This window comes from Domibacillus sp. 8LH (assembly GCF_038806185.1).
In the GTDB taxonomy this organism is placed as follows: domain Bacteria; phylum Bacillota; class Bacilli; order Bacillales; family Domibacillaceae; genus Domibacillus; species Domibacillus indicus_A.
The window spans coordinates 476,277-491,037 of sequence record NZ_JAVJNG010000002.1; the positions used below are offsets into that span (position 1 = coordinate 476,277).

11 protein-coding genes are annotated in these 14,761 nt (G+C 45.8%); 5 read left to right on the forward strand and 6 right to left on the reverse strand.

Going from position 1 to position 14,761, the window contains the following annotated elements; genetic code table 11:
* The first annotated feature begins 177 nt into the window (after positions 1-177).
* Both RG959_RS05765 and RG959_RS05770 read left to right on the forward strand, forming a co-directional pair.
* On the forward strand, positions 178-936 hold the full coding sequence (locus tag RG959_RS05765) for a LysM peptidoglycan-binding domain-containing protein (protein ID WP_342796312.1): 759 nt from the start codon (positions 178-180) through the stop codon (positions 934-936).
* 362 nt (positions 937-1,298) lie between these two features.
* Positions 1,299-1,940: a protein kinase family protein gene (locus tag RG959_RS05770; RefSeq protein WP_342796313.1), complete on the forward strand. Its 642-nt coding sequence runs from the start codon at positions 1,299-1,301 to the stop codon at positions 1,938-1,940.
* Positions 1,941-1,963: 23 nt separating this feature from the next.
* Here the strand turns inward: RG959_RS05770 and RG959_RS05775 are convergent, their stop codons facing one another.
* Together RG959_RS05775 and RG959_RS05780 are read right to left on the reverse strand one after the other, a co-directional pair.
* Complete coding sequence (locus RG959_RS05775; protein ID WP_342796314.1) at positions 1,964-3,091, reverse strand: amidohydrolase; 1,128 nt, start codon at positions 3,089-3,091, stop codon at positions 1,964-1,966.
* A gap of 79 nt (positions 3,092-3,170) precedes the next feature.
* Positions 3,171-4,313, reverse strand: coding sequence for an MFS transporter (locus RG959_RS05780; RefSeq protein WP_342796315.1), 1,143 nt, complete (start codon positions 4,311-4,313; stop codon positions 3,171-3,173).
* A gap of 195 nt (positions 4,314-4,508) precedes the next feature.
* Here RG959_RS05780 and RG959_RS05785 point away from each other — a divergent pair, with 195 nt between their 5' ends.
* The 3 genes from RG959_RS05785 to RG959_RS05795 all read left to right on the forward strand — a co-directional run bounded on the left by RG959_RS05785 (position 4,509) and on the right by RG959_RS05795 (position 8,570).
* The gene (locus RG959_RS05785; RefSeq protein ID WP_242231943.1) at positions 4,509-4,931 is read left to right on the forward strand and encodes a hypothetical protein; all 423 of its coding nucleotides are present in this window, start codon (positions 4,509-4,511) and stop codon (positions 4,929-4,931) included.
* A 67-nt stretch (positions 4,932-4,998) separates the two neighbouring features.
* Positions 4,999-6,999: a penicillin-binding transpeptidase domain-containing protein gene (locus RG959_RS05790; protein WP_342796316.1), complete on the forward strand. Its 2,001-nt coding sequence runs from the start codon at positions 4,999-5,001 to the stop codon at positions 6,997-6,999.
* 125 nt (positions 7,000-7,124) lie between these two features.
* Complete coding sequence (locus RG959_RS05795) at positions 7,125-8,570, forward strand: peptidoglycan endopeptidase (RefSeq protein ID WP_342796317.1); 1,446 nt, start codon at positions 7,125-7,127, stop codon at positions 8,568-8,570.
* Between the two features lie 28 nt (positions 8,571-8,598).
* Here the strand turns inward: RG959_RS05795 and RG959_RS05800 are convergent, their stop codons facing one another.
* From RG959_RS05800 to secA2, 4 genes are all read right to left on the reverse strand, one after another.
* Entirely contained in the window at positions 8,599-9,642 is a 1,044-nt protein-coding gene (locus RG959_RS05800) for a hypothetical protein (protein ID WP_342796318.1), read from the reverse strand.
* A 12-nt stretch (positions 9,643-9,654) separates the two neighbouring features.
* Positions 9,655-11,100: an MBOAT family O-acyltransferase gene (locus RG959_RS05805; RefSeq protein ID WP_342796319.1), complete on the reverse strand. Its 1,446-nt coding sequence runs from the start codon at positions 11,098-11,100 to the stop codon at positions 9,655-9,657.
* A 293-nt stretch (positions 11,101-11,393) separates the two neighbouring features.
* Positions 11,394-12,293, reverse strand: coding sequence for an accessory Sec system S-layer assembly protein (locus RG959_RS05810; RefSeq protein ID WP_342796320.1), 900 nt, complete (start codon positions 12,291-12,293; stop codon positions 11,394-11,396).
* A gap of 3 nt (positions 12,294-12,296) precedes the next feature.
* Positions 12,297-14,648 carry an accessory Sec system translocase SecA2 gene (secA2, locus tag RG959_RS05815; protein ID WP_342796321.1) on the reverse strand — a complete coding sequence of 784 codons (2,352 nt, stop codon included), beginning with the start codon at positions 14,646-14,648 and terminating at the stop codon, positions 12,297-12,299.
* Between the last annotated feature and the right edge of the window lie 113 nt (positions 14,649-14,761).

Consider the following 14,761-nt stretch of genomic DNA (forward strand, 5'->3'; position numbering starts at 1 on the left):
GTTAGGCCGGAGAGAGCCGGCTGGTCGAGAGGAACCGAATCCTCAATCAAGCGTTTATCGCGCTTTTTATATAAATTAGTCGCTGTCCCTACAGTCACGGAGAAATACAGCTTTAAAAACTCTTGCGTACGTGTGCTTCGTCACACCGGCAGGAACATTCCAGGAGGTTTTTTTATTATGAAAAAGCACATCATGGCACTAGCAGCAACAACAGTAATTGGCGGAGGCGCATTCGGCACCGCAGCATCAGCTAGCTCATATACAATACAACAAGGCGATACACTATGGAGCATTTCTCAAAAAACAGGTACAACTGTTGAACAATTAAAAGCAGCAAATGGTCTTTCTTCTAATCTGATTTACGCTGGATCGACTATTCAAACATCTGGTTCAGCAGGTGGAACAGCTCAAGCTTCTTCAAACGGTACATACACTGTTAAAGCAGGAGACACACTATTTAAAATTGCTACAGCACACGGTATTTCAGTAAGCTCGTTAAAAGCTATTAACGGTCTTTCATCAGATATGATCTACCCGGGTGATCAGTTGTCAACAAACGGTTCTGCTGCACCTGCTCAAGCAGCGCCTGTACAGCAGGCTTCAACGCAAGCAGCTGCTGAGCCGGCTCAAGCATCAGCGCCACAAGGCAAAACAATCACTGTAACGGCAACAGCATACACAGCACAATGTGAAGGATGCTCTGGTGTAACAGCAACAGGTATCGACCTTAACAACAATCCAAACAAAAAAGTTATCGCTGTTGACCCGAACGTGATTCCGCTTGGTTCACGCGTATACGTTGAAGGCTACGGTGAAGCCGTTGCCGGTGATACTGGCGGAGCAATTAAAGGAAACAAAATCGATCTTCACGTACCAAACAACGATGCAGCATACAGCTGGGGCGTACGTACAGTTAACGTAACAATTCTTGATTAATCATTATATACCCCGTTTTTTTAAAAACCGGCCTATATACGGCCGGTTTTTTCTTTTGTCTTGTGTAAAGGGTTGCCACATTCTAGATGACCTAGTCGGGCAAATGTCACAGGACGTAGCAAGTTTGAAGCGCAGCAGCAGGACGCTGCGCTTTTAGCCTTTGATCTATTGGTGTCCAGCTCCAGTCGGCCAGTCCCTCGGTCATAAGCCATCCCGTCTTTGTGGAAAAAAGCGCCACTAAGCCGGTTTGTCTTATGTCTGCCGGGCCTGAACGGCCGACTTTCGCTTTTCTTTTATGCAAATGAATCGTTTTTGGGGGTCTGCCCGTATATAATAGAAGAAAGAAGAAATGAGGAGTGAGCATGAAACGGTATAAGCATTTGGCAGAAAGTGTCCGGTTTAATCGGCATGGCGGTCATTGGCGGCCAGTCATCGCCAGTCACGGAGAATTAACGTTTGCAGGAGAAGGCAGAAGTGCGGTCGTGTTTCGCATTAAAGGAACGGATCGGGCACTTAAAGTGTTTTACCCGGATAAAGTGCACATTGCAAAAGAAGAAGCGGACATTTACCGCCTTCTTTCAGGTGTTCCACATTTCCCTCATTTGCACGAAGCCGGCGGCACCTATATTGTAATCGACTGGGTAGAGGGCAAAACCTTTTTTCAGTGCCTCGAAGAAGGGGTAGAAATTTCTGCCCGCCACATCCGTGAAGCGGACCAGGCGCTTCAAACTGCACGAAAGCGCGGATTAAATCCGTCAGATGTTCATTTAAGAAATATTATGATTACAGCAGAAGGCAGTACGATGATTATTGACGTAGCCCGTTTCCGCCAGACGAAGGATTGTATGAACTGGGAAGATATTAAAACGGCTCATTCCGCTTTTTATATGAAGCCCTTTTTCCCAAAGCGGTGGCCGAAACCGCTGCTTAATATGATTGGTATTTTGTATAAAAAACGGCTGCTGCCGGTTTCCCGGACAGCTCACGCAAAAAATCCGCAGTGACTTCGGTCTACTGCGGATTTTGCTTATGATTCGCTTTTTAATGCATGTCTGACGCTTGCAGCCAGCGCTTCAGCACCAATTTTGATAATCCGCCTGTCAAACGTCATATGCGGATGGTGAAGGCCAGGTGTAAGTCCTGAGCCAAGCCCCATCATACACGCTTTTATATGGGGACGTTTAATGGTGTAAAAGTGAAAGTCATCGCTGCCGGATGTGATGAGTGGCTCAGCCAGTGCTTGTTCGCCGCACACTTCAATGATTCCTTTCCGTAAAAACGCTTCTGCTTCTTCAGAGACTTCAGCGGCCGGAGTAAAATCCATCCATTCATAGTCAATCTGTACTTCATACAGCATACTGATTTGTTCAATTTTATGCTCGACGGCTTTTTGAAGATCGAGCAGCACTTTATTACGCTGTGCACGGACATCGAGCCCGAACTTTCCTGAACCAGGAATGATATTTAAGCTTTGTCCGCCGGCTTCAATATGCGTCATTTTAGCAGAATACGGCTCAAAAGGTGAGAAATTGATGGTGTTGAGCTGACGGCTCAAAGAAGACATCACTTCAATGGCATTCACTCCCTGGTGCGGCCGTGCGCCGTGTGCGTCATCACCAATCACTTTTCCGTGTAAAAAAGCAACAGCTCCGTGGTGAACAGACGGTGTGATTTTTCCGAAAGGCACCTCTTCAATAGGGCGGAGGTGAATACCGAACAAGTAATCAACGTCATCAACCACGCCTTTTTTAACCATTTTCAGTGCCCCTGTGCCCGTTTCTTCAGCGGGCTGAAAAATAAATCGAACGGTGCCGCCGCCTTCTGTCACCTGATCCTTTAATGTTAAAATCGTGCCTATCACGATCGACATATGGGCATCATGCCCGCATGAATGATTAGCGCGAAATTTCCCGTCTACCTGCTGCCACAGAGCATCAATATCGGCACGAACCGCCACAACCGGCGAACCGCTCCCAATTTCCGCAATTAATCCCGTACAATCGTCAAATGTATAAGAACGAACGCCTTCTTTTGTTAAAAGCTGTGATATATATGCGGTTGTTTCTGTTTCTTTCCAGCTGATTTCTGGATGCGCATGCAAATGTTCGAAAATCTCAAGAAGTCTATTTTCAAATGTTAATTCCGTTTGAGCCATCGCAAGCCCTCCCCCAGTCATTCTTTCTATTAGTATAAGCGAAAATAAACCTTTTGGCTTGGCAAATAACTGAAAATTCTTATCTTTTTCCTTTTCTCATCAAAAAGCTGATAAAAACAGCAGGAAGTGCCACGACTGCCATGCTTAAAAAAGCAAGGCGGGGCTCTATGTCGTATAAGAAGCCTGCCCCAAATGTTAAAACAGCCGTACTCAGCCCCATTCCAAGTGAAGAATAAACGCCTTGGGCGGCTGGAATTTCCGAAGAGTCGAATTCTTCATTCAGCAGCCGGATAAACGCATAATGTGCCAGCCCGAATGTAAAAGCGTGAAAGACTTGAGCAAAAATATAAACAGGAACCGAAGGGAAGATAAACATGAAAGCCCATCGCAAAACCGCTGCCAGTGCTGCCCACATAAACATGGAACGGACAGAGACGCGGCCAAGGAACCGGTCGGCTACCATGAAAAAAAGAATTTCGGCGGCAACCGCAATGTTTAAAATAACCCCCGTCCAAATATTGTTTACCCCAAGATACTCTAAATACAGCACACCATAATTATAATAAGCGGCATGGGCGCCTTGAATGAGCACGCAGATGATGAGCGCAGTCACAAAACGGCGTGATCGAAACAGCTGGCGAAGCGGCACATGCCGCAGGTCTCCGCTTTGCTGGAGAACAGATGGTGTGCGGAAAGAAGCCACAGCCGCTGTGAAAACAAGGCTTCCGATTAACATATACAAAATCGCTGTATTGGTAAACATAGCAGTAGCGATGCCGATTAAAAAAACAGATATGGTGTAGCCGATTGAACCCCAGGAACGGCTTTTTCCATAATGAATGTGTTCTGTTTTCATTAACAGGGCGCCCGCACTGTCAGCCATTGGCATAATAATCGGGTAAATCAAGCTGAATACGATCATTACGATCAGCAGCATCATGTAACTGGAAGCCGGGATAAAAAGAAGGGAAAGAAGGGCCGCAAGTATGGAAAACCATTTGAGAAGCGTGCCGGCTGGAAACTTGGCGCTCAAAGCCGGATAAAGAAAAAAGGTAGAAGCTGCACGGATAAACAGCCCAATCGCAATAAGCGTAGAGGCGGTTTCAACAGGCAGCTGCTTTTCTGAAACAAGCCACGCGTTCCAGTAGGGCATAAAAATCCCCCATGAAAAGTAAAAAGCAAAAAACATTAAAGACAGCCAAAACTGTGAAGTAAAAATCATCGAATCTTCCTTTATTTTGTCAGTATTTATCCATTATAGCGAAAATATGATTTTTTTTGCGTGAAAAGAAAAGAATCTTTCTTATGTCCTGTTTCTTTTTAACAATTGGATTTTTCTGAGGGTTTTTGAAGGATATTGAAAAGTGGTGTCGAAATAGGAAAAAGGGACGAATAAGACGTGAAAAAGGAGAATCGGATGGAGAAACCAAATGAAGCAGTGGAAAGCTCGCTTATTTTTGTCAATGGACGGAAAGACGACTGCATGATTCGCTTTATGACGGTTTATCAGGAAGGACTCATACTCGATGCCGAATTTACCCCGTTCGCCCAGCCGGCTGAAAAAGAATGGCATCTTGGCGAAAAAGGGGCCATTAAAATGATTGTGGCCCACAAGGGAGTGTGGCAGGAGGTCATCATTGATTACAACTTATCAGAAGGCTATTTATATATTACAGCTGTGACAGCATCCTTTTTATCAAAATCCGTGATGATGTCAATCGCCAGGCGTTTCTATATTCGCCGGGGGGAAGCTGTTCAATTCTTATCAGCCCGTGCCCTCCTCCATCATACAGAGGCACAGCCTGAACGCTGTCTCCTGATTGATATTCCGATTCTTTAAAAAAACGGCTCTTTTCAAAAGAGCCGTTTTTTTCTGCTATACTAGTAGAAAAACAGGGGGGAGCGGAATGATGAAGCGTTTTGCAATGTTTTTGGCAGCGGGTTCAGCTGCGCTCATCAGCGGCTGCGGCGGACCGGAAGCACCGGAAAGTGAGCTGGAAGCGTATGTAAGCGAGTGGCAGGACAACGATTATGGCGGGATGTATGAACACTTTACGCAGGAAACCAAATCGTCTATGACGAAAAAAGAGTTTACAGAACGATATAAAAATATCATGTCAGATATTGAAATGGATAAGCTTCAAGTAGAGCTGCCAACAGAAGAAGACGTGAAGATGGACAATGATCAAACGGCACGGCTGCCGCTTCAAATCCAAATGGAGACCATCGCCGGGCCGATCTCATTTGAAAAAGAAGCAGTGATGAAGCTGGAAGAAACAGATGAGGGTGAAGAATGGCTGATTGACTGGGATCCTTCTTTTTTGCTGCCTGATTACGACGAGGGGGATAAAGTACGCATTCAAACGCTTGAAGCCCAGCGGGGGCGTATTTTTGACCGGAACGGCAGCTCGCTTGCCGTCAACGGAACAGCGGTGTCGATTGGTGTAAACGCCGGCGCCATTGATGAAGCAGGGAAAGCGCAGCTGGCCAAACTACTTGGCTTAACAACAGAAGACATAAACAAGCAGCTCGGCCAAAGCTGGGTGCAGGACGGGTACTTTGTTCCGCTTCAAACCGTCGCTTCATCCAACAAGGAATTGGTCAAAAAAGTCTCAACTGTGAAAGGAGCGGCTACAGCTTCCAAAGCAGTCCGTGTTTATCCATACGGCGCAGCTGCCGGGCATTTAACCGGTTATACAGGTGAGATCAGCGCAGAAGAGCTGAAAGAAAACAAAGGGTACACACAAGGTGATCAAATTGGGAAACGCGGTCTGGAGCAGCTGTTTGAAGAGCAGTTGAAAGAAACCGACGGTGTGCAGGTTTTTATCGAAAAAGAGGAAGAAGAGCCGGTAGTTATCGCGAAGAAGGAGCCGAAAAACGGCCAGGATGTGAAGGTAACCATCAACGCAGAAATGCAAAAAACACTGTTTGAACAAATGGAAGGAGCAGCCGGAACCGCTTCAGCTGTAGAACCGGCTTCAGGAGATGTGCTGGCGCTTGTTTCCTCTCCTTCTTTTGATCCAAATGAATTTGCCCGGGGCATACCCGCAAATCGGTATACCGAGCTTCAAGATGATCCAAAGCAGCCGCTTTTGAATCGCTTTGCGGCGGCTTACTCACCAGGCTCCACCATGAAGCCGATTACAGCGTCCGTTGCGATGAAAGCGGGGAAACTGGATCCGGCGGCCGGTAAAACGATTGAAGGGCTTCAATGGCAAAAGGATGCATCGTGGGGCAATTACCGGGTAACCCGTGTCAGTGAGTCGGCGGGTCCTGTAAACTTGGAATCCGCTATCGTGGCATCTGATAATATTTATTTTGCGATGGCGGCGCTTGATACGGGAGCAGATGGAATGAAAGCGGGACTCCAATCATTTGGATTCGGCGTGAAGTATCCGTTTGCTTATCCGGTGCGTGAGTCGCAGATCTCAAATACCGGTACATTTGATTCAGACATTTTACTGGCTGATACCGGGTACGGCCAGGGAGAAGTACTTACATCGATGACGCATCTGGCCAATGCCTATGGAGCTTTTCTAAACAAAGGAACAATCATGAGGCCGCTCCTGCTTCTTGATGATGAGCCGTCTGTCTGGCAGAAAGAACTTGTGACAGAAGAACAAGCGTCCATCATTCGAAAAGGACTACGCGGCGTAGTAGAACGTGGAACCGCCCGCGCTGCGAATATTGAAGGCATGGCCATCTCTGGCAAAACCGGCACAGCCGAAATCAAAGAGAAACAAGGAACGACTGGAAAAGAAAACGGCTTATTTGTTTCCTATGACGCAAACAACCCGTCTTTTGTCCTTGCGCTGCTTGTGGAAGATGCGGCAGAAGCGGGTGGAAGTAAAGAAGCGGTCGACAAAGCACGTGCTTTTTATGTAAAATGGAAGACGTATCGTAAATAAGAAAATATAGGTTTTTCTCTAGATCATTAGACTGAAAGAATAAAAGTTTACTAGAAGCGATAAAAAGTCAAGAAAACTAGACGATAGAACTAGAGAGTAGATACGGAGAGTAGAGGAGCGATCCAATGAATAAAACGGTTATTTCTTTAACAGCTGCAGCATTTATCGCAACCGGTGCCGCGTCGGCTGCGCATGCTTCAGAACTGTACACAGTGAAAAAGGGTGACACGCTGTTCAGCATCGCCAACCAGTACAAACTATCAGTCGTTCAGTTAATGGAACTAAACGATCTTACGTCAGATGCGTTGTCCATTAATGACCAGCTTATCGTTTCCCAAACGGAAGAAAACATTCAGGAAGAGCCGAATGAGGTCAAAACAGAAACAGCGGAGCCGGCAGCAGTTGTGTATACAGCTGCGGCTTCTTCCTACACTGTTCAAAGCGGGGATTCTCTTGGTCTGATTGCTTCCCGCTATAAAACAAGTGTTTCAGCGCTAAAACAATTAAACGGTCTTTCAAGCGATGTGATTTATGCAGGGCAGAAGCTAAAGGTGAGCGGAAGTGCTTCTTCAACGCCGGCCAGTACGTCCAAGCCATCGACTTCAACTTCAACGAGTACATATACTGTACAGAGCGGGGATTCTCTTGGTCTGATTGCTTCCCGCTATAAAACAAGCGTTTCAGCGCTGAAGCAATTAAATGCTCTTTCAACGGATGTGATTTATGTAGGTCAGAAGCTGAAGGTGAGCGGAAGTGCCTCTTCTTCAACGCCGGCCGCTAATACGGGCACATCGAAGCCATCAACTTCAACCAGCACATACACCGTACAAAGCGGAGATTCTCTCGGACTCATTGCTTCCCGCTTCAAAACAACGGTCTCAGCACTGAAGCAATTAAATGGTTTAACAACCGATGTGATTTACGTTGGACAAAAGCTGAAAGTAAGCGGAAGTGCCCCTGTTACTCAAAGTCCGCCTTCACCTAATCAACCATCGTCTTCCGTGTCTAATGGTTTATACGTTGTGCAAAGAGGAGATTCATTAGGCGCGATTGCTTCAAGGTATGGAATGACTGTGGCGGCACTGAAACAAATGAACGGCTTGAAATCAGATGTTATTTTCGTTGGACAGAAATTAAAGGTAGCCGGCAGTACGGGTACTGGCAAGACGCCGACACAGGTAAGTAATCCCGCTTCTTCCGGCGGCTACAGCGTCAACACGCTGATCAGTACGGCAAAGTCCTTGATGGGCATTCCTTACGTATGGGGCGGTGCGTCCACTTCTGGCTTTGATTGCAGCGGCTTTATTTATTATGTGTACAAAGAAGCGGGCAAAAGTATTGCCCGGACGAATACAGAGGGCTATTATAGCCGTTCCTACGAAGTTTCCAGTCCGGCTGTAGGGGATCTTGTGTTTTTCAGCAATACGTATAAAAAAGGCATTTCCCATATGGGGATTTATATTGGAGGCGGGCAGTTTATCCACGCCAGCTCTTCGTCAGGTATTACCATTTCAAGTTTAAGCAATTCTTACTTTCAACCAAGATTCACTGCTTTTAAACGATTCTACTAAAAAAACGGTCCCATGTAGGGACCGTTTTTTATTTTCGTTTTAAAAGAGCGTTTCGCACATCCTGCAGGTGCTGATCGATATTTTCTTTGGTTACATAAACACCAAATGAGCTTTCAGCATCAGGACCCGCATCGATCCGCTTGGCGATTTTTGTGCCGGTTTCCGGATAAAAGTGGTGGCCATCAAAATAGTTGTTTAAATCGTTGGTGACTTCATTCGGATACATAAAGTTATAAACACCGCCGTACGCATCTACTAGGTCACGCAGCCATTGTTCATAGTCTTTAAGGTGGCCCGTTTCAACAAGTGCATCAAACAGCTCCATTGAAATCGGTGTCGTATAAACAATTTTTTCTACATTCGGGTGGCGTTTGTTGAATATCGTTAAATATTCCTTGTACCTCGGGTTATACACATAGTGACTTCCATAGAATTCTTGTTTAAAGCGATTGATTTTTTGTGCTGTTTGTTCTTCACGCACTTTTTGAGAAATTTCTTTAGCATCCGCTACATTTTCCCGATTATATACACGTTCAAGCGATACCTCATTTGTGATAGACATACGGGCGTCTTTCAGTGAATACTTCAGCGTATCAAGCGAAAGTAAATTTTTAAACCGGTACAGCGGATCTTCAAACTGTTTTTCATAGTTGGTCAGTGAATAGGGCTGGCTACTTTCCTGCACAGACGATTTAAAGAAATCGACTCCCAAAATCACACGCTGGATCGGCTGCTCACTATGTTTTTCCGCGAAAGCCAGGAAGGTGTCATACTCGCGAATCGACATATTGCTGACGGAATAATTGTATACCTTCATGCTTTTAAACTCGTGCTGATCGACATAAGTAGACCGGCTGGAACCGAGCAGGATCGTATCATATAAAAAGGGCTGAAAGTAAATCCGGTTTGTTTTTTGCTGCCGTTCATTAATCACATCCTGGCGGTCATTCCAGGCATGCTTCGGGCTGAATGTCCAAAGCGGATCCATTAGGTAGTTCAATGCAGCAAGCGGAACGAGTGTTAGAAACACAATCGAGAAAAAAACAGCTGTAAATCGCCTTGACTGATTCACGCATATCACACCTTAAAAGTTAAAATAAAGAAACTCAGATACTTTTTGAAGCTGCACTGTACAGTAAATGAACATCACTGCCGCAGCGGCTGCTATCCATAGTTTCGGTTTAAATTCATCCCTCAGCTGAATGGAGTTTTTCCCTAAAAGAACAAGCATCATGATAGCCACAGTCCACATAAGCACTTCGATAAATGGTGCTCCCAGTTCAAAATGGAATAACGTCTGGCTGCCAAGCGGCAAATGAAGGGCATGAACAAAATCTTTTGGAAGAAGCACGCCGTTCAGTCCAATCATGCTGCCAAGGACATTCCAGGCAGTCTCCATATCTGGCGCCCGGAAAAATACCCAGGCAACATGTACAAAGGTGAATGTTAAAAACCAGGCGAGTAAGCCAGGCATCTTTCGGCCAGACAATGTCCACGCCCGGTTAATCATACTGGCGACACCATGCAGAATTCCCCACACAACGAATGTCCAGCCAGCTCCGTGCCAAAAGCCGCTGATTAAAAAGATGATAAAAATATTTAGATAGGTTCTGAACTTTCCATGGCGATTACCGCCAAGCGGAATATAAATATACTGCGTTAAAAACCTGGATAAGGTAATGTGCCAGCGCCGCCAAAAATCCTGGATGCTCTTCGCCTTATACGGAGAGAAAAAGTTACGCGGCAAGTGAATATTAAAAAGCAGGCCTATGCCAATCGCCATATCTGAATATCCACTAAAGTCAAAGTAAAGCTGAAACGTGTACGCAAGTGTTGTCATCCAGCTGTCCACAAAAGTCAAGCTGTCCGCCATGGAGTAGCCTTGATTGGCCCATACAGCAAACGTGTCGGCAATCGCCACTTTTTTAAACAAGCCGATACTAAATATAAACAGGCCGACTGCTATATTTCTCGACTGAATCCGACGGTTTTCCGCTTTTTCGAACTGTTCCATCACTTCACTGTGATGAACGATAGGTCCTGCAATAAGCTGTGGAAAAAACGTAACAAACAAGCCATAGTTTAAGAAATTATACTCGCTTGTTTCTTTTCGGTAAGAGTCAACTAGGTATGCAATCTGCTGAAAGGTGTAAAAGCTGATGGCCAGTGGCAGCAATAAATTTTTCAGCTCTATATCTGTCTGAAATACGTAATTAATATTTTCGACAAAGAAATCGTAATATTTAAAGTATCCGAGCAGCAGTACGTTAAAGATAATGCCAATCGTTAAAATGATTTTTCGGCGGCCTTCTGGACTGTCTTTCCCTAGGTAACTGCCAATCACAAAGTTAATCACAAGAGAGATTAACATAAGCGGCAGGTAAATCGGATTCCAGTATCCGTAAAAAAACAACGAGCTAAGTAGAAGCCAGACTTTCGCTGCTGTAAAATGCCATCGGTTTAAGAGAAAGTACAAGAGAAACACAAGAGGTAAAAAGAGAAAAATAAATTCAAATGAGTTGAAAATCAACGTAATCTCCTCCAACGAGAAACGAATAACGACAGCACTAATCATACTACAGCTCTTAAATTTCGACAATAAGCCGTGAGGCCGCTTCGATAACAAAAATAACAGTTGTAAGTGCAAAAAGATGTGATAGAATGGACATATAGTTTCCGTTTTGTATGTAAATAACTCGTTTTGTTAGAACGTGGTTGGTACAAGCTGTGAGCATCTGTCCGGTATGGCAGGTGCTTATTTTATTGTATCCCGCTAAAAAAGGTGCGCTTATCATCAGTCCAGCTGACGATAAGCGCACTTTTTTATTTGCTTACCCGAACGCTCCATTTGGAGAAATCGGCATTTTCTTTTTGAACGAGCGAGGACGGAAAAACAAATGACCACGGCTTTGTTGTATTCGCTTTTACTTCAAAATCACCGACGTTGAATTGACCCTGGGCAACAAGATCGCCGGCTGCATCAAAAAGCTGCAGCGGCAGTTTTTCAATATTTACATTCCGTTCATATCCATTTCGGATCAGCAGAGAAATCGTTAAATCTCCATTATCGAGTGTAGCGGCGCTTAATCCCGTAAAATTGAGTTCATTTTTAGCGGGATTTCCGAGCTTCTCCACAATACGCTTCAGGTTTTCTTTTTGCTCTTCAGGCAGGGTCTTGTCCCATTTTTCATCAAGATCAAGCTTATGCTTGCGCGATGTTAAATCAAACGCAACCGACCAGTTTTCTTTACCCAGCTCAACCCGTGGGTCAAGAGACGCAGCAGGAAAAAGAAACGTCCACGGACGGCTTGAGTCAGCCGGCAGTGAGCCGAGATCTTTTAAATTAAACGTATCCCGCGCTTTGAGTTCATTTTTTTCATTCAGCAAAAGAAGAGGGACCTCGCCGAGTGTAATCTCCCGCTCAACCGTATTGCGGACAAAAGCGGAAACCGCAATGCCATTCGGCTGTTCGCTCCACTCAATGCCGGAAAGAGACAACTGGTTTCGTTTAAGCGGCGGCAGTTCGTTATTTAAAAACCGCAGTACATACATTTGCTCTTGAGAAACCGTCTGGGACGGATGAAGCGACAAGTCTGTCGTTACTTCCTCAGTGCCGGCTTCTGTTTCTCCGCCAGTGACATCGGCGGCAGAAACAGAAGCTTCACGTCCATCATTTTTTAGTGTATCGTCATTTTTCCCTTTTCGTTTAAAGAAAGAAAACATCGGTTAATTCTCCTTTTTCGTTAATTCCGTCATTAAAGCGGCCGTTTTGGCAGAAATAGAACGAAGCAGGTCGCGGTAAGACGTTTGGAAAAGCTGTAGTCCTTCACGTGCATAAATGCGCATCGGATCTTCCTGCTGATAATGGCGCAGGCCAATGCCTTCTTTTAAGCGGGTCATTTGTTCCAGGTGGTGAACCCAGGCGGCATCCAGATCGGCTGTCATGATCCGTTTAATGCCTTCATCCCAGGAAGGGTCATATTCATTGTTTACCCAGGCGAGATAGTCGGCTAAAACAGGTTCAACTGTACGCTCCACTTCTTTTTTGCTGGAGACTTCTTCCGGAAGGGGAACCTCACGTCCGCCAAACATCGCTTGAAGATGGCCGGAAAGAATGTCGAGCGCCCATTCTTCGGGTTCCGCTTCCTCATGGCAATAGTGGTCGATTTCTTCCCGGACCGAACGCGTAATCATATCTGCAAGACGATCCTTTTGAGACTCGTCATCGATAATTGCGTTGCGAAGTCCGAAAATAACACCGCGCTGCTCATTAATGACATCATCGAGTTTTAAGTTATACTCGCGAATCGAATAATTGGAGCCTTCCACAATCCGCTGAACGCGGTCCACAAATTCGTGTATTTTTTTGTTTGTAACAAGACCTTCACTGTTTGTCTGCACTTTTTTCTCGAGCTTTGCTAAATCGTCCTTGGCAAAGCGGCGGAACATCGCATCTTCCAGTGAAATAATGAATTCACTTGATCCCGGATCACCCTGGCGCCCGGCCCGGCCTTTAAGCTGGTTGTCCACGCGGCGGCTTTCATGGCGTTCAGTGCCGATCACGTGAAGACCACCGAGTTCCGGTACGCCTTCCCCAAGCAGAATATCGGTGCCGCGTCCTGCCATGTTCGTCGCGATGGTAATGTGGCCGCGCTGGCCAGAACGGGAAATAAGCTCCACTTCCTGCTCTACGCTTTTTGCGTTTAACAGCTCAAAAGACAAGCCGGCATCTTCAAAGTGCTGGGCGATTTTTTCGGACTGCAAAATAGAAGTGGTTCCGACTAATACAGGCTGTCCGCTTGCGTGGCGTTCAGCTGTTTCTGCTGTGACAGCGGCGTATTTTTCCTCGATTGTCCGGTAAATGCGGTCAGGCATGTCCACACGCTGTACCGGCCGGTTGGTTGGAACCGGGATGACCTGCATGTTATAAACATCGAGCAGTTCTTTTTCTTCTGTTTTCGCCGTACCGGTCATGCCCGATAAGAATGGATACATACGGAAATAGTTTTGGATCGTAATAGAAGCCTGTGTTTTGTTTTCATCCGTTATTTCCAGGCCTTCTTTTGCTTCAATCGCCTGGTGAAGGCCGTCTGACAGCGTTCTGCCTTCCATCGTCCGGCCGGTAAACATATCGACAAGGAGAATTTTCCCGTCTTTCACGATATAGTCCACGTCTTTTTCGAACATTACATGCGCTCGGACCGCCTGAATCATATAGTGATAAAGCGTTTGGTGTTCCAGTTCGTATAAATTGTCAATGCCAAACGCTTTTTCGACTTTTTCAATCCCGCCGTCAGTTAAGCTGACCGCTTTTGTTTCATCATCTAAATGATAATCTTCATCCCGGACAAAACGCTTGGCTACACGTGAGCCGATGTAATGAAGGTCAGCGGCAGGCGGCATTTTGCCGGCAATAATAAGCGGTGTTTTGGCTTCGTCGATTAAAACGCTGTCTACTTCGTCAATAATAGCGAAATGGTACGGACGCTGAACACGCTGAGAAGGGTGCCAGACCATATTGTCACGCAGGTAATCAAATCCAAATTCTGTTCCGACTCCATATGTAATGTCTGCATTGTAAGCTTCCTGCTTTTCTTTACCGTCCATAAGCGGCACATTTAAGCCAACGCTCAGGCCGAGAAATTCATGAAGCGGTCCGATGGTGTCACGGTCGCGTTTCGCCAAATATTCATTTACGGTAATCACGTGAACGCCCTTGCCCTCAAGAGCGCGCAGGTAGCTTGGCAGGGAAGCGACGAGCGTTTTTCCTTCACCGGTCGCCATTTCCGCAATGTTGGCATCGGATAAAATCAGGCCGCCAATGAGCTGAACATCGTAATGGCGCATGCTAAGAACACGTTTCGCCGCTTCGCGTACAACGGCAAACGCCTCTGTTTTAATATCTTCAATGGAAGCACCGCCGGCAAGACGCTCTTTAAATTCCGCTGTTTTGCCGCGCAGCTCTTCGTCTGTTAAGCCTTCAATGGCTGCTTCCTGCTCATTGATGGCTGTTACAAGTTTTCGGTATGTTTTTAACTGCCGATCGGCAGCATCTTTTTTTCGAAATAATGAAACCAATTTATTTCACTCCCCAGAATACGTCCATGGGCCCGTCTTATGCGGTTCACAAAGGCATGATAGCTGGATGCCGTGCATGCAGCTGCCCATCCTTATCTTAACAGAAGACGGCA

Bases quoted from the DNA above. Each gene is read 5' to 3' on its own strand.
- RG959_RS05775 (WP_342796314.1), bottom strand. From the start codon at position 3,091: ATGGCTCAAACGGAATTAACATTTGAAAATAGACTTCTTGAGATTTTC.
- RG959_RS05795 (WP_342796317.1), top strand. From the start codon at position 7,125: ATGAATAAAACGGTTATTTCTTTAACAGCTGCAGCATTTATCGCAACC.
- RG959_RS05790 (WP_342796316.1), top strand. From the start codon at position 4,999: ATGATGAAGCGTTTTGCAATGTTTTTGGCAGCGGGTTCAGCTGCGCTC.
- RG959_RS05785 (WP_242231943.1), top strand. From the start codon at position 4,509: ATGGAGAAACCAAATGAAGCAGTGGAAAGCTCGCTTATTTTTGTCAAT.
- RG959_RS05770 (WP_342796313.1), top strand. From the start codon at position 1,299: ATGAAACGGTATAAGCATTTGGCAGAAAGTGTCCGGTTTAATCGGCAT.
- RG959_RS05765 (WP_342796312.1), top strand. From the start codon at position 178: ATGAAAAAGCACATCATGGCACTAGCAGCAACAACAGTAATTGGCGGA.
- RG959_RS05810 (WP_342796320.1), bottom strand. From the start codon at position 12,293: ATGTTTTCTTTCTTTAAACGAAAAGGGAAAAATGACGATACACTAAAA.
- RG959_RS05780 (WP_342796315.1), bottom strand. From the start codon at position 4,313: ATGATTTTTACTTCACAGTTTTGGCTGTCTTTAATGTTTTTTGCTTTT.